Source organism: Ruegeria sp. BF8, from assembly GCF_056538625.1.
In genome coordinates, this window is sequence record NZ_JBQFTL010000002.1 from 225,374 (window position 1) to 242,792 (window position 17,419).

16 protein-coding genes are annotated in these 17,419 nt (G+C 62.5%); 6 read left to right on the plus strand and 10 right to left on the minus strand.

The annotated features are described in order from the left end of the window. Nucleotides 1-21 precede the first annotated feature (21 nt). Nucleotides 22-1,287, minus strand: a complete 1,266-nt coding sequence (locus tag ACR0LD_RS08635; RefSeq protein WP_480636479.1) for a permease — start codon at nucleotides 1,285-1,287, stop codon at nucleotides 22-24. Nucleotides 1,288-1,464: 177 nt separating this feature from the next. Next, complete coding sequence (locus tag ACR0LD_RS08640) at nucleotides 1,465-2,205, minus strand: YebC/PmpR family DNA-binding transcriptional regulator (RefSeq protein ID WP_170340180.1); 741 nt, start codon at nucleotides 2,203-2,205, stop codon at nucleotides 1,465-1,467. A gap of 110 nt (nucleotides 2,206-2,315) precedes the next feature. Here ACR0LD_RS08640 and ACR0LD_RS08645 point away from each other — a divergent pair, with 110 nt between their 5' ends. The 4 genes from ACR0LD_RS08645 to ACR0LD_RS08660 all read left to right on the plus strand — a co-directional run bounded on the left by ACR0LD_RS08645 (nucleotide 2,316) and on the right by ACR0LD_RS08660 (nucleotide 7,466). After that, on the plus strand, nucleotides 2,316-4,088 hold the full coding sequence (locus ACR0LD_RS08645) for an SLC13 family permease (RefSeq protein WP_170365637.1): 1,773 nt from the start codon (nucleotides 2,316-2,318) through the stop codon (nucleotides 4,086-4,088). Between the two features lie 40 nt (nucleotides 4,089-4,128). Further along, entirely contained in the window at nucleotides 4,129-4,863 is a 735-nt protein-coding gene (locus ACR0LD_RS08650) for a glutamine amidotransferase (protein ID WP_170371600.1), read from the plus strand. A 72-nt stretch (nucleotides 4,864-4,935) separates the two neighbouring features. Then, on the plus strand, nucleotides 4,936-5,793 hold the full coding sequence (locus tag ACR0LD_RS08655; RefSeq protein ID WP_480636481.1) for a bile acid:sodium symporter family protein: 858 nt from the start codon (nucleotides 4,936-4,938) through the stop codon (nucleotides 5,791-5,793). A gap of 11 nt (nucleotides 5,794-5,804) precedes the next feature. Continuing rightward, nucleotides 5,805-7,466 carry an FAD-binding dehydrogenase gene (locus tag ACR0LD_RS08660; protein ID WP_480636483.1) on the plus strand — a complete coding sequence of 554 codons (1,662 nt, stop codon included), beginning with the start codon at nucleotides 5,805-5,807 and terminating at the stop codon, nucleotides 7,464-7,466. A gap of 13 nt (nucleotides 7,467-7,479) precedes the next feature. Here ACR0LD_RS08660 and ACR0LD_RS08665 read toward each other — a convergent pair whose 3' ends face one another. The 3 genes from ACR0LD_RS08665 to ACR0LD_RS08675 form a co-directional block, all read right to left on the minus strand. Continuing rightward, the gene (locus ACR0LD_RS08665; RefSeq protein WP_170460462.1) at nucleotides 7,480-8,217 is read right to left on the minus strand and encodes a YbaY family lipoprotein; all 738 of its coding nucleotides are present in this window, start codon (nucleotides 8,215-8,217) and stop codon (nucleotides 7,480-7,482) included. Nucleotides 8,218-8,316: 99 nt separating this feature from the next. Further along, complete coding sequence (locus tag ACR0LD_RS08670; RefSeq protein WP_480636486.1) at nucleotides 8,317-10,095, minus strand: SLC13 family permease; 1,779 nt, start codon at nucleotides 10,093-10,095, stop codon at nucleotides 8,317-8,319. 90 nt (nucleotides 10,096-10,185) lie between these two features. Continuing rightward, on the minus strand, nucleotides 10,186-10,998 hold the full coding sequence (locus ACR0LD_RS08675; protein WP_480636487.1) for a TIGR00282 family metallophosphoesterase: 813 nt from the start codon (nucleotides 10,996-10,998) through the stop codon (nucleotides 10,186-10,188). A gap of 129 nt (nucleotides 10,999-11,127) precedes the next feature. Here ACR0LD_RS08675 and ACR0LD_RS08680 point away from each other — a divergent pair, with 129 nt between their 5' ends. Then, nucleotides 11,128-11,358 carry a putative hemolysin gene (locus tag ACR0LD_RS08680; RefSeq protein ID WP_170357220.1) on the plus strand — a complete coding sequence of 77 codons (231 nt, stop codon included), beginning with the start codon at nucleotides 11,128-11,130 and terminating at the stop codon, nucleotides 11,356-11,358. A 3-nt stretch (nucleotides 11,359-11,361) separates the two neighbouring features. Here ACR0LD_RS08680 and ACR0LD_RS08685 read toward each other — a convergent pair whose 3' ends face one another. Both ACR0LD_RS08685 and mgtE read right to left on the minus strand, forming a co-directional pair. Next, nucleotides 11,362-11,919 (minus strand): 5-formyltetrahydrofolate cyclo-ligase, encoded by a 558-nt coding sequence (locus ACR0LD_RS08685; RefSeq protein WP_480636489.1) that lies wholly within the window; start codon nucleotides 11,917-11,919, stop codon nucleotides 11,362-11,364. After that, nucleotides 11,916-13,310, minus strand: a complete 1,395-nt coding sequence (gene mgtE, locus ACR0LD_RS08690; RefSeq protein ID WP_170357218.1) for a magnesium transporter — start codon at nucleotides 13,308-13,310, stop codon at nucleotides 11,916-11,918. Before mgtE ends, ACR0LD_RS08685 begins: the two co-directional genes overlap by 4 nt. Nucleotides 13,311-13,448: 138 nt before the next feature. Between mgtE and guaD the strand changes: the two genes are divergently transcribed. Next, nucleotides 13,449-14,738, plus strand: coding sequence for a guanine deaminase (guaD, locus tag ACR0LD_RS08695; protein ID WP_170440699.1), 1,290 nt, complete (start codon nucleotides 13,449-13,451; stop codon nucleotides 14,736-14,738). Between the two features lie 7 nt (nucleotides 14,739-14,745). On the opposite strand, the gene ACR0LD_RS08700 is transcribed toward guaD, so the two are convergent. The 3 genes from ACR0LD_RS08700 to ACR0LD_RS08710 form a co-directional block, all read right to left on the minus strand. After that, nucleotides 14,746-16,080, minus strand: coding sequence for an 8-oxoguanine deaminase (locus ACR0LD_RS08700; protein WP_480636491.1), 1,335 nt, complete (start codon nucleotides 16,078-16,080; stop codon nucleotides 14,746-14,748). A 113-nt stretch (nucleotides 16,081-16,193) separates the two neighbouring features. Next, entirely contained in the window at nucleotides 16,194-16,985 is a 792-nt protein-coding gene (gene hisN / locus ACR0LD_RS08705) for a histidinol-phosphatase (protein WP_480636493.1), read from the minus strand. 44 nt (nucleotides 16,986-17,029) lie between these two features. Continuing rightward, the gene (locus tag ACR0LD_RS08710) at nucleotides 17,030-17,401 is read right to left on the minus strand and encodes a helix-turn-helix domain-containing protein (protein WP_093964756.1); all 372 of its coding nucleotides are present in this window, start codon (nucleotides 17,399-17,401) and stop codon (nucleotides 17,030-17,032) included. Between the last annotated feature and the right edge of the window lie 18 nt (nucleotides 17,402-17,419).

A 17,419-nucleotide genomic window follows, 5' to 3' on the forward strand; every position in this document is an offset into this window, starting at 1 on the left:
CACCACGCTGTGATCGATGGCTCAGGTGGCGCGTTCCGCATCCTTCCGCTGCGGCGTGACCAGACGATAGCATGCGATTGCCGACCAGAAGCTGCACAGGGTGAGGAAAGCGACCGCCAGTGCGACCTCGTTCATATGCGCAACCGCCGCCAACCCGGCCGACCCGACAATCGCCACGAGTCTGCAAATGCTCTTGATCGCGGCCGACGCCTTGACCCGCTGTTCCTTGGGCGCGGTGTCGATGAAATACAGCTTGCGCGCACTGCCGATGCCGGTTGTCGCGACGGTCGCCACGAACAGGGCGATCGCGTGCAAGTGAACGTCGTGGTCAAGGTGCAAACAGTGAACCGCAACCAGAACGACGCCCGTCACCCCCACCATCAACGACCCGGCCACCATGACCGCCCGGTGTGACTTCATGTTCACGAGCTGCCACAGGGGCGCGGCGACCAGATAGCCGGTCGCCGACGAAATGATCAACGCCGTCAGTCCCTTGGCCGATCCATGATGCGCCTCGGCTGCGATCAATGCAAAGAACGGCACCGACAGAGAAACCCCGACCAGCGGCAACCGCATGGTCAGATACCGTCGGAACCAGGCGAATTCGAACATGGCCCGAGCGTCCGACAGGAACTGCCCCGCCGCTCGACGACCGGTTTGCGCCTGGGGTTGCGACCGCGACAGTTCGGCCAGGGCAAGAATGGACAATCCGGACAGCACAAAGAACCCGGCAGACACCGCGATCACGGTCGAGTGACGCGAGAATGGCGGGTTGTCCGAAGTCAGATGATGCAGCGTCAGTGTCAGCCCGATGGCCCCAAGCCCCCCTGCCCCCAGTTGAAGATAGCTCATCCAGATCCGGGATTTCGAGCGCAGGTGATCCCCCCAAAGGTCAGTGAACATCAGCGCCTGGACCTCTTCGATCATGCCGATTGCAAAGAAGGCTAGGACGAAAGCCGCAGCCACCACGGGCGAGCCCCCGATCGCCGCAACCACGATGGCTGCCAGAAGGCACGCACCAATCGCGACCTCGGTCAGGGCAATGGAACGTTTCTTCTGCTGCTTCGCGGACACAGGGACCGCAAAGAACATGTCCGAAATCATGTTGCCTGCCTGACGCACGGAAACCAGCGCCCCGGCAAGAAACATGGGCATCTCCAATGAGACCGCCAGAAACGGCAAGACGATCGAAGGGCTGCCCATCGTCCACGCGACCTGGGACAGCACGCTTTGGCTTGCCAGAACCGGCACATTTCGCCGCTCCAATTCCGTGGATTTGCCTGTCATGTCCTGTCGTGCCGGCCCCGACCTGTCTGTCGCAAGGTCTCTGCCAGCTCCTTTGTGCGCGGTTCAACCCTAAGGGTATGCGCAGGACCCATATGCGCCAAGGACCAACTGCGACGCAGGCAAAAAAAGAAACCCGGCCGTGTTCGGCCGGGCTCCAAAAACAACCGAGTGCGACGCTTAGAGTTGCGCCATCACCTCGTCGGTGGCCTCGAAATTGGTGGTCACGCGCTGAACGTCGTCATCGTCTTCTAGCGCCTCGACCAGCTTCATCAGGCGCTGCATGTCCTCAAGGCCCAGTTCGGTGGTGGTCGTGGGTTTCCACACCAGCTTGGTGGATTCAGATTCACCCAGAGCCGCCTCGAGCGCACTGGAAACTTCGTTCAGGTCGGTATCCGCACACCAGATGATATGACCGTCTTCCGAGCTTTCCACATCCTCTGCCCCAGCCTCGATGGCCGCCTCGAAGATCGTGTCGGCATCGCCCGCCGATGCGGGATAAATCACTTCGCCTTTCCGGTCGAACATGAACCCGACCGAGCCGGTCTCGCCCAGGTTTCCGCCATTCTTGGAAAAGGTCGACCGCACGTTCGACGCAGTGCGGTTGCGGTTGTCGGTCATCGCCTCGACGATCACGGCCACACCGTTGGGACCGTAGCCTTCGTACCGGATTTCTTCGTAATCCTCACCGTCGCCCGCCTGGGATTTCTTGATCGCGCGTTCGATCACGTCCTTCGGCACCGAGTTCGACTTGGCCTCTTTGACCGCCAGACGCAAGCGCGGGTTCTTGTCGGGATCGGGGTCGCCCATCTTGGCGGCCACGGTGATCTCTTTCGACAGCTTGGAAAACAGCTTGGACCGCGCGGCGTCCTGGCGCCCCTTGCGGTGCTGGATGTTGGCCCATTTTGAGTGGCCTGCCATGTCGCGTCCTCGTAATCGTGATTGCGTATTCGCCGCACATATAGACTTTTGCGGGGCAAAGGATCAAGACACCCGCTTGCTCGTGCAGTCAGCGCGTTTATGGTGGCCCAATGACGACAGATCAGATCATTCTCTTTGCACTCTTTATTACGGTATTCGGTCTGCTGCTTTGGGGGCGGTTCCGCTATGACCTTGTGGCGTTTGCCGCCTTGATGGTCGGCGTGATCCTGGGCGTTGTTCCGGTTGACAAAGCCTTTGCAGGGTTTGGCCATCCGGCCACGATCATCGTGGCGCTGGTGCTTGTGGTCTCGGCCGGGTTGGTGCGGTCGGGTGCGGTGTTCCTGATCACCCGCACGCTGGTCGATGCCTCGCGGGGTCTGGGTGCGCATATCGCGCTGATGGGCGGGATCGGAGCGGTTCTGTCCGCCTTCATGAACAACGTGGCGGCGCTTGCGCTGCTGATGCCTGTCGACATTCAGACCGCGCGCAAGGCGGGGCGTTCAGTTGGGCTGACGCTGATGCCGCTGAGCTTTGCCACCATTCTGGGCGGCATGGCCACGTTGATCGGCACACCGCCCAACATCATCATCGCGTCGATCCGACAGGAAACCCTGGGCGAGCCGTTCCACATGTTCGATTTCGCCCCGGTTGGCGGGCTGGCGGCCATCGCAGGTCTGGCCTTCGTCGCCCTGATCGGCTGGCGACTGATCCCCAACCGCGGCGAACAGACCGAGAGTTCGGAAACGCTGGCGGAATATATCGCTGAACTGACAATCCCGGCCGAGTCACCCCATATCGGCAAGCGCGTCGCCGAGCTGGACGAGGTGGCCGAGAAATCCGACGTCGCCATCATCGGCCTGATCCGGGACGGCAAGCGCCGCTATGGCCGGGCGGCAAACGCGATCCTTCAGGAAGGTGACGCTCTGGTGCTGGAAGCCAGCCCCGAGGCGCTGGACGAGTTCCGTGCCGCGCTGAACCTGGATTTCTCGGATGCCCGCCGGCAAGAGCTGCTGACCGCGGCCGGCGACGGGTTGGAGGTGATCGAAGTCGTCGTACCCGAAAGCGCCCGCATCAATGGCCGAACGGCACAGGGGCTGGGGCTGGCCTGGCGGCAGAACACGATCCTGATGGGCATTTCCCGCCAGGGCCGGCGCATCACCCAACAGGTCCGCAAGACCGAGGTACAGCCGGGCGACATCCTGCTGTTGCTGTGCCCGCGCGACCGGGGCGCGGACGTGACCGAGTGGCTCGGCTGCCTGCCTCTGGCCCAGCGCGGCCTGAACGTGACCGCGAATGACAAGGCGTGGCTGGCGATCGGCTTGTTCGCCGCTGCCGTTCTGGCCGCCAGCATCGGCCTGATCTACCTGCCGATCGCGCTGGGGCTTGTGGTGATCGCTTATGTGCTGACCAAGATCATCCCGATCACCGAGATCTACAATCAGATCGAATGGCCGGTCGTGGTCCTGCTAGGCTCGATGATCCCGCTGGGCAGCGCGCTGGAAAGCTCGGGCGGGACGGAACTGATCGCGAACGCGCTGGTCCAACTGACCGACGGCCTGCCGGCATGGGCCATCCTGACGGTTCTGATGGTCGTGACCATGACGCTGTCGGACGTGCTGAACAACACAGCAACCGCCATCGTGGCCGCGCCGGTGGGCATCCAGATGGCGCGCACGCTCGAGGTTTCACCCGATCCGTTCCTGATGACGGTGGCGGTGGCCGCCTCGGCGGCGTTCCTCACCCCGATCGGGCACAAAAACAATACGCTGGTGCTGGGGCCCGGCGGCTATCGTTTTGGCGACTATTGGCGTATGGGCCTGCCGCTGGAAATTCTGATCGTGGCGGTTTCGGTCCCGGCGATCCTCGTGTTCTGGCCGCTGTGAGGGCTTGCGTGACTGCCGGACCGCGCGCTAAGGGCAGCGCATGAAACGCTTTCTGATCCTGCAGCTGCGCCCCGAGACCGATGCCTCGGACGCCGAATATGCCTCGATCCTGAACCGGTCCGGGCTGACACCCGAGCGTACCCACCGCATCCGTCTGGATTGCGAGGCCCTGCCCGAAGGTCTTGACGTGACCGACTATGCTGGCGTGATCGTGGGCGGCGGGCCGGGCTGCGTCAGCGACGACCCGGCCAGCAAATCTCAGATGGATGCCCGAATCGAGGGCGCGATCATGGGGCTGATGCCGCAGATCACGGCGCACGATCATCCTTTCATGGGCTGCTGCTATGGCCTGGGCATTCTGGCCGCGCATCTGGGCGCGCCGGTCAGCAAGGACCGCTATGGCGAGCCGGTCGGCCCGTCGCGCTGCCACCTGACCGAGGATGGCGCCCGCGACCCGCTGACCGCCGGGCTCGAGCCCGACTTCGATGCCTTCGTCGGTCACAAAGAGGCAGTGCAGGCCCTGCCCGCGGGCTGCGTGCATCTGGTCGCGTCAGACCCCTGCCCGTTCCAGATGATCCGCTGGGGCCAGAATGTCTATGCCACGCAGTTCCACCCCGAAGCCGACGCCAAGGACTTTGAACAGCGCATCCACATCTACAAGGACCACGGCTATTTCCGTCCCGAGGACGCCCAGCCGCTGATCGAACGCTGCCACGCGGCCGAGGTCACGCAGCCCGGCGAAATCCTGCGCCGTTTCGCCCAGCGCTACGGGTGACCCAACGGCGCGGTTGCCTGACCGGGGACCGCGCGCTTAGGTTGGACCGAAACGACTTTGGGAGGGGTTGTTTTGGATCTTTTGATAAACGTGGGCCTGCCGGTTTCGCTGGCCATCATCATGCTGTCTCTGGGCATCGGGCTTGAGGTGGCAGATTTCCGGCGGGTGATCAGTCGGCGCTATCCGTTTGCGATCGGCGCGGTCTGCCAGGTGGTTCTGCTGCCGGTCGCGGCCTTTGCCACGGTCAAGCTGTTCGCGCTGCCGCCGGCAATTGCGGTCGGGTTCATGCTGCTCAGCTTTTGCCCGGGCGGCGTCACCAGCAACATCCTGTCAAAATTGGCGAAGGCCGATGTGGCGCTGTCGGTCAGCCTGACGGCGGTGATCAGCCTGCTGTCGATCGTCACGGTGCCGGTTCTGGCGGCTTGGTCGATCGACCACTTCCTGGGCGAGGACGCACCCGAAGTGTCGATCAGCGGTCTGGCGCTGGCGATGTTCTTGATCACCACACTGCCCGTCGCCATCGGCGTTGGCCTGCGCCATTTTGCAACCGGTTTTGCCAACCGGATCGACGGCCCCCTTTCGAAACTGGCCACCATCCTGTTCGTGCTGATCGTGATCGCTGCGCTGGCTGGAAACTGGCAACTGTTCGTCGACAATCTGGGCATCATGGGCGCCGGGCTGATCTCGCTGAACCTCGCGCTGCTGCTGATCGGATTGGGGTTGGCGCGAGTGGCGAAACTGTCGTGGAATGAGGCCAAGACCATCTCGATCGAAACCGGCATCCAGAACTCGACCCTGGGCATCACGCTGGCTGCCCTGATCACCGGAACCGAAAGCGGCTTCAGCCCGCTGGCCCTGCCCTCGGCCGTCTACGGGATCACCATGTACGCCGTCGCGATCCCCTTCATCGCCTGGTACCGCAACCGCTGAAAGGACAGAGCATGACCGAAAACACTGCTGATGCGATCGTCGTGGGCGGCGGGCTGGCCGGGCTGGCCGCGGCAGCCGAACTGGGAGACCGCGGCAAGAAGGTGATCGTGCTGGACCAGGAACCCGAGCATTTCCTGGGCGGTCAGGCATTCTGGAGCCTGGGCGGCCTGTTCATGGTCGACACGCCCGAGCAGCGCCGTATGGGTATCCGCGACAGCCGCGACCTGGCCCTGCGCGACTGGATGGGCAGCGCCCAGTTCGACCGGGACGAGGACGCCTGGCCCCGCAAATGGGCCGAGGCCTATGTCGAATTCGCCGCCGGTGAGATGCGCCCCTGGCTGCACCAGATGGGCCTGCGCTGGTTTCCCGTGGTCGGCTGGGCGGAACGCGGCGGGTCCTATGCCGACGGTCACGGCAACTCGGTCCCGCGGTTCCATATCACCTGGGGCACCGGCCCGGGCGTGCTGGAGCATTTCATCCGCCGGGTCCGCGAGCATGTCAGCGCCGGCCTGATCCAGTTGAAGTTCCGCCATCAGGTCAGCCACATCATCATGCAGAACGGCGAGGCCAAGGGCGTCTCGGGCGAGGTTCTGGCCGATGACGCGGCCCAGCGCGGCGGCAAGACCAACCGCGACGAAGTGGGCGAGTTCGAGGTCTATGCCCCGTCGGTCATCGTCACCTCGGGCGGGATCGGTGGCAATTTCGAGATGGTGCGCCAAAGTTGGCCCCGCGACCGCCTGGGGGAACCGCCCAAAGACATGGTGGCGGGTGTGCCCTTCCATGTGGATGGTCGGATGATCGCCATCAGTGAAAAGGCCGGCGGCCACGTGATCAACGGCGACCGCATGTGGCACTACACCGAAGGCGTGCGCAACTGGGACCCGATCTGGCCCGCGCATGGTATCCGCATCCTGCCCGGCCCCAGCTCGATGTGGTTCGATGCGCGCGGCAACCGGCTGCAGCCCCCCTGCCTGCCCGGGTTCGACACGCTGGGCACCCTGCGCGAGATCCTGAAAACCGGCTATGAATACAGTTGGTTCGTTCTGACCCAGAAGGTCATCAAGAAGGAATTCGCCCTGTCCGGGTCTGAACAGAACCCCGATTTCACCTCGGGCAGTTGGAAGGAAGTGATCCGCCAGCGGGTCCTTTCGGGGTCGAAGGCCACCGGGCCGGTCGAAGCGTTCAAGGAAAAGGGCGAGGATTTCGTCGTCGCCAACACGCTGACCGAATTGGTGAACGGGATGAACCATCTGGGCGGCGGCCTGATCGACGAGGCGCATCTGCGCGCCCAGATCGAAGCCCGCGATTCACAGGTGGACAATCCGTTCTCGAAAGATGCGCAGATGATGGCGATCCTGGCGGCGCGGAACTATCGCGGTGACAAGCTGATCCGCACCGCCAAACCGCACAAATTCCTTGATCCGAAAAACGGGCCGCTGATCGCGGTCAAGCTGCATGTGCTGACCCGCAAGACGCTGGGTGGTTTGCAGACCAATCTGGACAGTCAGATGATCGGGGCGGACGGCCACATGCTGCCCGGCCTGTTCGCGGCCGGCGAAGTCGCGGGTTTCGGCGGCGGGGGCTATCACGGCTACAACGCGCTCGAGGGCACGTTCCTGGGCGGATGCATCTTCTCGGGCCGCAATGCCGGGCGGTCGAGGGCCGTCGCCTGACGGCCCTTGCGCGCTATTGGTCGCGGCGGAACTGCAAAACCGGGTCACCTGCCGCATCGAGCAGAACCAGAGTGTCCCCGCGCTGAACAAAGCTTGCGACCTTTGGCAGAGCAGCAAGGAATTCCCGCTCAACCTCGTCCAGCGGCGGCGGGCAGGCCATCAGGGTGGCGGCCATGTTGTCGGGGAAGGACATCGACTTGCCCGATATCTCGGCCTGTCCGCTGAACCGGTTGCACCCGCCCGTTCCCCCAAAGGCTCCGCCTTCGGCAAAGGTAATCTGCGGGCGTTTCTCGGTGTCCAGCGCAACGCCGTTCACCTCGGTTGCGGTCCATTGCGTGTTCTCAAGCATCGCCGCACCCCGTTCCTGCACCTTGACCATGACCAGATCGACCGAGTTTCCGGCGTCGTTGGTCAGAACCGGGTAAGCGGTATCGGTGGTGAACAGCAGTTTGCCGTCCTGATGCACCGAGGCTCGCACCACATAGCGGTGCCGATCCTGAATCAACGCGTCGTCATAGGTCAGCGCGAACTGGGCAGGCACGCCCGTCAAAGCATAGCGCTGCGCAGCCAGCGTGACGGCTGGCGCGTCAGCCAGTGAAACGTCCTGCAGTTCGACGAACAGGGTTGCCCCGGGCGGAACCGCGATACGTTCGCGATATGTGGCTGTTCCCTCAACGGTCCCCGCCTGGGCGGCGCCCCACACGGCTGCCCACAACGCGGTTCCTGCCAGCAGGCTTTTTGCGGTTTGCATTGTCCGATCCCTTTGTCACCAGTTTCCAGCACAAAAGATCGGGACATCAGCGCGATTTACAAGGTTTTTCAGTTCCAAGCGGCAAATTCGTGCCGGAGATCAAAGCGGCCAGAGGAACGGGATGATCAGCGAAGCCAGCAATCCAACCGTCAGGTTCAGCGGAATCCCGACCTTCATGAAGTCCGTGAACCGGTACCCGCCGGGGCCGTAGACCATCATGTTGGTCTGATACCCGATCGGCGTTGCAAACGAGGCCGAAGCCGCGACCATCACCGCCACCACCAGTGGCCGCGGATCCACCCCCACAGCCTGCGCCAGACCGATGGCGATCGGCGTCACGACAACCGCCACGGCATTGTTCGAGACCAGTTCCGTCAGCACAGAGGTCAGCAGATAGATCGCCCAGACGATGAGGAACGGCGGCAGGTTGGCAAAGGACGGTGCAATCGCGTTGGCGATCAGGGTGACCGCACCCGAGCTGTCCAGCGCAGCCCCGATCGCCAGCATGGCAAAGATCAGCGCTAGCAGACGGCCTTCGACAAAGGAAAACGCCTCGTCCGCGTCGATGCATCGCGTCAGCAGCACAACCGCAACCGCCAGAATCGACAGCAGGAAAATCGGCGCCACGCCGAGCGCCGCCAACACCACGATCCCAATCAGCGCAGCAATCGCGATCGGAGCATGACCGCGCCGGAAGGCGCGGGCCGATGGCTGGGTGACGTCGACCATGTCCATGTCGGCAGCCAGTTTGCTGATATCGGCCGGCGAGCCTTCAAGCAGCAGCGTATCACCAACCCGGACGACCAGATCGTCAAGTTGCCCCCCGATATTCTGATTTCGCCGGTGCACGGCCAAGACGTAAACCCCATAGCGACGACGCAGCCGCAACGCACCCAATGTGCGCCCGACCATGCGACAACCGGGGGTGATCAGAACCTCAACCGTACGTGTTTCGACCGCCGAAACTTGATCAACGCGCTTGAGTTCCTTGTTGCTTTGCAGGCTCAGCAGCTCGGTCATTTCCGTGCGCAACACCACGCGGTCACCGACCTTCAGTTCGACCCCTTTCAGGTTCCGCCGCAATGACTCGTCGCCGCGGATCACGTCGATGAGCCGCACACCCGGACGTTTGAACAGCTGCACGCCGGTCACTTCACGGCCAATCAGGTTGCTGTCGGGCGGAATGACCGCCTCGGTGAAGAATTTCATCTTCGACCGATCGCTGAGCATGGTTGCCATGCTGTTACGTTCGGGCAGAAGGCGCGGCGCGATGAAGCGCAGGTAAATCATACCGTAAATGACAAGAATGATGCCCAACGGCGTGACCTCGAAAATCGTGAAGGCCGGCAGGCCCTGTGCCCTGGCCACACCATCGACCAACAGGTTCGTCGAGGTTCCGATCAGGGTCAGCGTCCCGCCGAGAATCGCAGCGTAGCTGAGCGGGATCAGCAGCTTCGACGCTGAAATATTCAGCGTGCGGGCAATCTGGATGAACACCGGGATCATCACGACGACGACGGGCGTGTTCGACACGACCGCCGAGGCCAGGACGACAAATGCCATCAGCAAACCGATGGCAATGCGCGGGTTGACCTGCGCCTGTTTCTGCGCCGTCGCTGTAAAGGCGTGCAGGGCACCGGTCCGGACGAGGGCGCCCATGATGATGAACATCGCCGCGATGGTCCAGGGCGCCGGGTTCGACAGAACCGCCAGTGCGCTTTGGTAGGGAAGCACGCCGGTGACCAGCATCACCGAGACGCCGCCTATGGCAACGACCTCGGTCGGATAGACCTCGCGCATGAACATGATGAACATGCCCGCAACAACCGCCAGCGCAAGTATCGCGCTGCCCATATCTGACAATTGAAGGAGTTGCATTCGTGGTGTTCTGTCCGAAACCTGTCCCGGCCCAAGCGCCTGAGAGTCAGTTTCACGTATTGCAGGCCGCAGAGCAAGCCTGACGTGCGTTCACGGTGCTGCCTGCTGCAGGCGCCCGCCAACCCGGACCAAGCTGATTTTCTTGGCTTGCCCGTCACGGTCATCAGTTTCTACGAAAACGCCGCTTAGCGTCGCTTCGCCATTGGCCGGGGTGAACCGAGCCTTGGGCATCCCCGTGATGAAGCGGCGCATCGGCTCCTGCTTGTCCATACCGATTACCGAGTCATAGTCGCCGCACATGCCCGCATCGGTCAGGTAAGCAGTGCCGCCGGGCAGGATCTGGGCATCGGCAGTCGGGACATGGGTATGGGTTCCCACGACAAGGCTGGCGCGTCCGTCGCAGTAGTGGCCCATGGCCATCTTCTCCGAAGTCGCCTCGCAATGCATGTCCACGATGATGGCCTGCGCCTGACCGCCCCGCGGGTGAGACTTCAGGATCGGTTCCACCGCCGAGAACGGATCGTCGAACGGCCGTTTCATGAACACCTGTCCCAGCACCTGAACCACCAACACCTTGCGTCCGCCCGGCGCGGTGAACAGTCGATGTCCGCGACCGGGAGCACCCTTGGCGAAATTAACAGGGCGCACGATCCGGGGTTCGCGTTCGATGAATTGCAGCATGTCTTTCTGGTCGAAAGCGTGGTCGCCCAACGTCAGACAATCTGCGCCTGACTCCAACAGCAGCTTGGCATGATCGCCGGTCAACCCCATGCCGTTCGAGGCATTCTCGCCGTTGACCACCACGAAATCCAGCCGCCACTCGTCGCGCAGACGGGGCAGATGCTGTTGAACGGCGGCGCGGCCCGCGCGCCCCATCACGTCACCCAGGAACAAGATTCTCATATCGCGGTCCTAGGCCCTGCAAACGGCAATAACAAGGCGGAACGATGCAATTCGCGGGCCGCATGCGGGTTGAATTCCGGTGGAAACCTGCAATTCTGGCGCAACCGGTTTTTTCACTCGGAGATTTCGATGAAACGCATAGTCCTGACCGCAACTGTCTCTCTCGCTATATCGGGCAGCTTTGCTCACGCGACGACCAAGACCACAATGGCAAATCCGGCCGCGACCTTCTGCATCGAAAACGGCGGCGAATATCAGATCCGCAAAAACACCGATGGATCGGAATACGGCGTGTGCATCCTTGAGGATGGAACCGAGGTTGATGCCTGGGACTATCTGCGGAGCCACTTTGAGAACTGACGCCTAAAACGTCAGGACCCTGGTCTCGGTAACGATCATGTCCAGCGGCTGGTCCGTCGGTTCCAGCGGCAGGGATTCGGCCTCTTGCGCGTCGAAGGCGAATCCGATGGCCAATGTGGGACGTTTGGCGCGCAGCCCTTCAAGCGTGCGGTCATAAAACCCGCCCCCATAGCCCAATCGCCCGCCTTGCGGATCGAATGCCACAAGGGGCACGATCAGGATTTCAGGGTCAAAATAGTCGTCCGTCTCGGGCACCTTGGCGCCAAATGGACCATCTTTCAGCGGTCCTTCGGGTGTCCAGCGCGAAAACCGCAGAGGCCGTCCGGCGCCCTGGATGACCGGAACACCCACGGGACCATAGGCTGCGGCCTCGGCCATCGCGGGCAGAGGGTCGATTTCGGTGCGGATCGGCATGTAGCCAGTCAGCGGAACCCCACGAAATCCGGCCAGCACCTCGGACAGGCGGCCCGCGGCGGCCGGCGGCCCCGCGTCAAAGGCCGCTTTGCGTCGGGCAAAGGCAGCCTTGCGCGCTGCGGCCTTGATTTCGGTCAGATCGGTCACAGCAGCACCACGCTTGCAAGCCCTAGAAAGATGAAGAACCCCATCACATCCGTCGTCGTCGTAACGAAGGTTCCCGAGGCCAATGCCGGGTCTACACCCAGGCGATCCAGCACCACCGGTACTACCGTACCCGCGAACCCGGCGATGATCATGTTCACGACCAAGGCGGAACCGATCACGACACCCAGCAGCGGGGATTCAAACCACATCATCCCCACCGTCCCCAGAACGATGGCGAAACACAGCCCATTCAACATGCCCACCAGCAATTCTCGGCGGATGACTCGCGCCACGTTCGAGCCCGTCAGGTCGCGGGTCGCCAACGCCCGTACGGCAACGGTCAGCGACTGTGTTCCGGCGTTGCCACCCATCGAGGCAACGATGGGCATCAGAATTGCCAGCGCCACGATCTGCTCGATTGCCGCCTCGAACTGTGAAATCACCAGCGAGGCACAAATGGCGGTACACAGGTTGACCGTCAGCCAGGGCAAACGACGACGACTGGTTGCTGCAACACTGTCTGAAATCGAGCTGTCATCACTGACACCTGCCAGTCGCAGCATGTCTTCCTCGATTTCTTCATCCAGAACGGCCATCGCGTCGTCAATCGTGATGACCCCGACCAGCCGTTTGTCACTGTCCACCACCGGCGCGGAAATCAGGTGGTATTGGTTGAAAGCATAGGCAACGTCTTCTTCATCCTGATCGACCGGGATGATGTGGAACTCGTCCTCGGCGATGTCCTGCAACTTGGTATCGCGCCGCGCGGCCATCAACTTGCCCAACATGACCTGCGCCACCGGCTTCAGCCGCGGATCGACCAGAACAACGTGATAAAACTGCTCGGGCAGATCGTCCTGCGAGCGCATATAGTCGATCGCCTGCCCGACCGTCCAATGATCGGGAGCCATGACCACTTCGCGCTGCATCAGTCGGCCTGCCGAGTTCTCGGGATAGGCCAGCGCCTGCAGGGCCGCGATCCGTTCCGAGGCCTCAAGGGCCTCCAGCACCGCTTCCTGCTGCGGCTCCTCCAGATCCTCCAGAAGGTCCACGACATCGTCGCTTTCCATCTCTCGTACGGCCTCGGCCAGAACGTCGGGCCGCAGAACTCCAATGACCTCTTCGCGGACGGATTCGTCCAGTTCAGACAGAATGTCCCCGTCGAATTCCCGGTCATACAGGCGGATCAGCCGCGCCCGGTCGTAGGGGTTGATCTGTTCCAGAAGGTCGGCAATATCGGCCGCGTGCAGCGGCTCCATCAGCTCGATCAGCTTCTCGCGATCCTCGACATCCACGGCGTAAAGGATTGCGGCCACCGTTCGCCGGTCCAGCGCATAGACGTCATCATCGCGGGAGGGGTCGGTTCTGTTGTCTTCGGTGCCGGTCGTCATGCGCTGCCCCTTGTTCTGGGAATTGGCCCCTAAATAGAAGAAGCTGCTACCGGAAAACAATGACAATGGTGCGATTTACCCGCATCTTTCACATGCCTATGCTGCAAGCCGGATTCACCAAGGCGGAGATCACGGCGGATGGCGCAAAAGACGCTTCTGACAGGGCGCGTACTGAGTTTCGAACACTCCCCCTTCGAAACGCAACCGGATCAGGCGGTCCGGCTGCACGAAGCCGTTCTGATCGAGGGCGGGAAAATCCGGGAGTTGGGAAGTACCGCTGATTTGCAAACCGCGCACCCCGAGGCGGCCATTCATCACCATGGCGAAAACCTGATCCTGGCTGGTTTCATCGACCCCCATGTCCACTACCCCCAGACGGCGATGATCGCGAGTTGGGGCAAACGGCTGATTGATTGGCTGAACACCTACACTTTTCCAGAAGAGATGAAGTTCGGTGATGCAGACTACGCTGCCGAGATTTCGAACCGATATCTTGACCTGACCGCCGCACACGGCACCACGACCATGTGCAGTTTCTGCACCATTCATCCCGAAAGCGTCGATGCCTTTTTCACGGCCGCCCAGCAGCGCGGTCAGCGTGTCGTGGCCGGGAAGACCTGCATGGACCGCAACGCGCCCGAAGGTCTTCGGGACACGGCCCAAACAGCCTATGACCAGTCGAAGGCTCTGATCGGAAAATGGCAAGGTGTCGACCGGATTTCCTATGCGATCACGCCGCGGTTTTCCCCGACCTCGACCCCCGAACAACTTGAGGCGATGGGTGCGCTGTGGGCGGAACACCCAGATTGCCTCATGCAGACGCATCTCAGCGAGCAGACGGACGAAATCGAATGGGTTCGGTCGCTGTTCCCCGAGGCGCGCGACTACTTGGACACCTATGAAAAATTCGGACTGCTCGGCGCGAACGGCCTCTATGGTCACGTGATCCATCTGGAACCGCGCGAGCGAGACCGCCTGCGTGAGGTCGATGCGTCGCTGATCCATTGCCCCACCTCGAACACTTTCATCGGTTCGGGTCTGTTCGATTTGCACGGGCTGATGCGGGATGGCCATCGTATCGGCCTGGCAACCGACACCGGCGGCGGGTCCAGCTTTTCCATGTTGCGGACCATGGCGGCCGCCTATGAAATCGGCCAATTGCGCGGACATCCGCTGCACCCGGCGCAACTGCTGTGGCTGGGCACCGCAGGCTCGGCCCGGTCGCTGCGGATGGACGACCGCATCGGCAATATCGCCCCCGGAATGGAGGCGGACCTGATCGTGCTCGACCTCGCCTCGACCCCCGCGATTGCCCAGCGAGAGGCCAATGCCGAGTCCCTTTGGGAGGCGGTGTTCCCGACAATCATGATGGGCGACGACCGCGCCATCGCCGATGTGTGGATCGGCGGACGGCGCGTTTCGACCTGAGGGCAGATCAGACTTGCAAGGCGAGGGCCAACCTGTTCTGCCGTTCGATCGCGCGCGGCAGGTCGAATGTGGCAATGTTGCCGTCCCGGACGACCTGTCGCCCCTCGACAAACAGGTGTTTGACGTGCACCGGACCTGCCAGCAGCAGGGCAGCCGGGTCCCAACTGCCTGCGCATTCCACACCCCTTGTGTCCCAAACAGCGATGTCCGCGCGTTTGCCCGGCATCAGGCGGCCGCAGTCCGGCCGGTTCAGCACGTCCGCCCCACCCCGCGTTGCGATTTCCAGAGCCTCGCGCGCCGACATGGCATCGGCACCGTTCGCCACGCGTTGCAGAAGCATCGCCTGCCGCGCCTCGGCCATCAGGTTGCCGCTGTCGTTGCTTGCGGAACCGTCAACGCCCAAGCCAACCCTTACCCCGTTGTCACGCATCGCGCGCACCGGCGCGATCCCCGAGCCCAAACGGCAATTCGAACAGGGACAGTGCGCCACCCCGGTGCGTGACCGAGAGAACAGGTCGATCTCTGCCCCGTCCAGCTTCACGCAATGGGCGTGCCAGACATCGGGGCCGGTCCAGCCAAGTTCCTCGGCATACTGGCCGGGTCGACAGCCGAACTGGGATTCTGAATACAGGATATCCTCGTCGTTTTCCGCCAGATGGGTGTGCAGCATGACCCCCTTGTCCCGTGCCAGCAGTGCGGCGTCGCGCATCAGATCCCGACTGACCGAGAAGGGCGAACAGGGCGCAAGTCCAACCCTGCACATTGAGCCTTCGGACGGGTCATGGAACGCATCGACCACACGGATCATGTCATTCAGGATGTCGGCCTCGGCCTCGACCAACGTATCGGGCGGCAGACCGCCGTCGCTTGCGCCGATGCTCATCGCGCCGCGGGTCGGATGGAACCGCAGCCCCACCTCCGCAGCGGCCGCGATCGTGTCATCCAAGCGTGACCCATTCGGATACAGGTACAGATGGTCGGAACTGAGCGTGCAGCCCGACAAGGCCAACTCGGCCAGACCGATCTGAGCCGAAGTGAACATTTCGTCAGGACCGAACCGCGCCCAGATCGGATAGAGCGTCTGCAGCCAGCCAAAGAGCAGCGCATCCTGGCCCGCGGGAACAGCTCGGGTCAGTGTCTGGTAGAGATGGTGGTGGGTATTGACCAACCCCGGCGTCACGACACAGCCGCCAAGGTCATGCACCTCTCCGTCGGTGGTCAAATCTTGGCCGATGCGGGCAATTTGCCCGTCACGGATCATCAAATCTGCGCCGGCCAGTTCTTGCCGGCTGTCGTCCATGGTCAGGATCGCATCGGCGTTTCTAAGAAGGATTTCGGGCATCTCGCACTCCTGCATCTGCCCGCCTCATGCCAGAAATGCGTGTGCCGGTGGAAAACGGGCGCAAGAACCGGCGCTCTGACCCTAGTCAATCGCGGCCGCAGCGGCAACCGTCGTCAGAAGTCGCGCAGAATCTCGAGGGCCGCGGCGTGGATTTCAGGGTTCGCAGCCGCCAGTGCCCGCCCCCCCTGATGGGCCGGCCCGCCCTGCCAGTCGGTCACTACGCCGCCGGCGGCCTCGATCACCGCTATCGGTGCCTGAATGTCATACGCGTTCAGTCCAGCCTCGATCACCAGGTCGACCTGCCCGGCCGCCAGCAGCGCGTATGCGTAGCAGTCCATGCCGTAGCGCGTCAGTTGCACCTGTCCAGCCACGGCGCGAAAGGCGTCTCCTTCGGCGGTCGTGCCAACTTCGGGGAATGTCGTGAACAGGATTGCGTCCCGCAAGGCATCCGTCCGACGGGTCGCCAAGCTGGTTCTGCCCAGGGGACCGGTCATGAACGCACCGTCTGCATGACCCACAAACCGTTCGCCGATATAGGGTTGGTCAATCACCCCCATGATCGGCCCGCTATCGTCGCCTAGCGCGATCAGAACGCCCCATGTCGGTGTGCCGCTGACGAAACCGCGGGTGCCGTCGATCGGGTCCAACACCCAGGTTCGTCCCGATTTGCCTTCGAGCGCACCGTACTCCTCGCCCAAGATGCCGTCGTCGGGGCGAAGCTCGGCCAGAACGGATCGCATGGCCTGTTCGGCTGCGCGATCGGCCACGGTCACTGGGTCATATCCGCCTTGCAGCTTGTTTGAGGTTTCAAGATTCGACTGGCGAAAATACGGCAAAATGGCCGCACGCGCCGCGTCGGCCATTTTCTCGGCAACTTCAAGGTCACTTGCGGAGGCGTTGGTCATGCGCCACTGGTGCGCTCAGCCCTGTGCGAAGTCAAGTCCCGGTCTCAGGCCACGTCGCTGAGAACGCGCGCAAGCTCAAACAGGCGCCGGCGCTGGTTTTCCGGGATCGCGTAGTAGGACCGAACCAGATCCAACGCTTCCTTGTCGCCCATCAGATCAGCGGGAACCGATTTCTTGCCCGAGTCTTCCTTCTGGGCGTCCTCCAGACCTTCAAAGAAAAAGCTGACCGGAACGTCCAGAGCTTCGGCAATGTCCCAAAGGCGTGATGCGCTGATGCGGTTGGCCCCGGTTTCGTATTTCTGGATCTGCTGGAACTTGATACCGACCTGCTGTGCCAGCTGCTGCTGCGTCATGCCAATCAACCAGCGGCGATGCCGTACGCGCTTGCCCACATGGACATCGACGTGATGGGTCATTGGTATTCTCCTCTGTTA

Bases quoted from the DNA above. Each gene is read 5' to 3' on its own strand.
- ACR0LD_RS08635 (WP_480636479.1), bottom strand. From the start codon at position 1,287: ATGACAGGCAAATCCACGGAATTGGAGCGGCGAAATGTGCCGGTTCTG.
- ACR0LD_RS08640 (WP_170340180.1), bottom strand. From the start codon at position 2,205: ATGGCAGGCCACTCAAAATGGGCCAACATCCAGCACCGCAAGGGGCGC.
- ACR0LD_RS08645 (WP_170365637.1), top strand. From the start codon at position 2,316: ATGACGACAGATCAGATCATTCTCTTTGCACTCTTTATTACGGTATTC.
- ACR0LD_RS08650 (WP_170371600.1), top strand. From the start codon at position 4,129: ATGAAACGCTTTCTGATCCTGCAGCTGCGCCCCGAGACCGATGCCTCG.
- ACR0LD_RS08660 (WP_480636483.1), top strand. From the start codon at position 5,805: ATGACCGAAAACACTGCTGATGCGATCGTCGTGGGCGGCGGGCTGGCC.
- ACR0LD_RS08665 (WP_170460462.1), bottom strand. From the start codon at position 8,217: ATGCAAACCGCAAAAAGCCTGCTGGCAGGAACCGCGTTGTGGGCAGCC.
- ACR0LD_RS08670 (WP_480636486.1), bottom strand. From the start codon at position 10,095: ATGCAACTCCTTCAATTGTCAGATATGGGCAGCGCGATACTTGCGCTG.
- ACR0LD_RS08675 (WP_480636487.1), bottom strand. From the start codon at position 10,998: ATGAGAATCTTGTTCCTGGGTGACGTGATGGGGCGCGCGGGCCGCGCC.
- ACR0LD_RS08680 (WP_170357220.1), top strand. From the start codon at position 11,128: ATGAAACGCATAGTCCTGACCGCAACTGTCTCTCTCGCTATATCGGGC.
- mgtE (WP_170357218.1), bottom strand. From the start codon at position 13,310: ATGACGACCGGCACCGAAGACAACAGAACCGACCCCTCCCGCGATGAT.
- guaD (WP_170440699.1), top strand. From the start codon at position 13,449: ATGGCGCAAAAGACGCTTCTGACAGGGCGCGTACTGAGTTTCGAACAC.
- ACR0LD_RS08700 (WP_480636491.1), bottom strand. From the start codon at position 16,080: ATGCCCGAAATCCTTCTTAGAAACGCCGATGCGATCCTGACCATGGAC.
- hisN (WP_480636493.1), bottom strand. From the start codon at position 16,985: ATGACCAACGCCTCCGCAAGTGACCTTGAAGTTGCCGAGAAAATGGCC.
- ACR0LD_RS08710 (WP_093964756.1), bottom strand. From the start codon at position 17,401: ATGACCCATCACGTCGATGTCCATGTGGGCAAGCGCGTACGGCATCGC.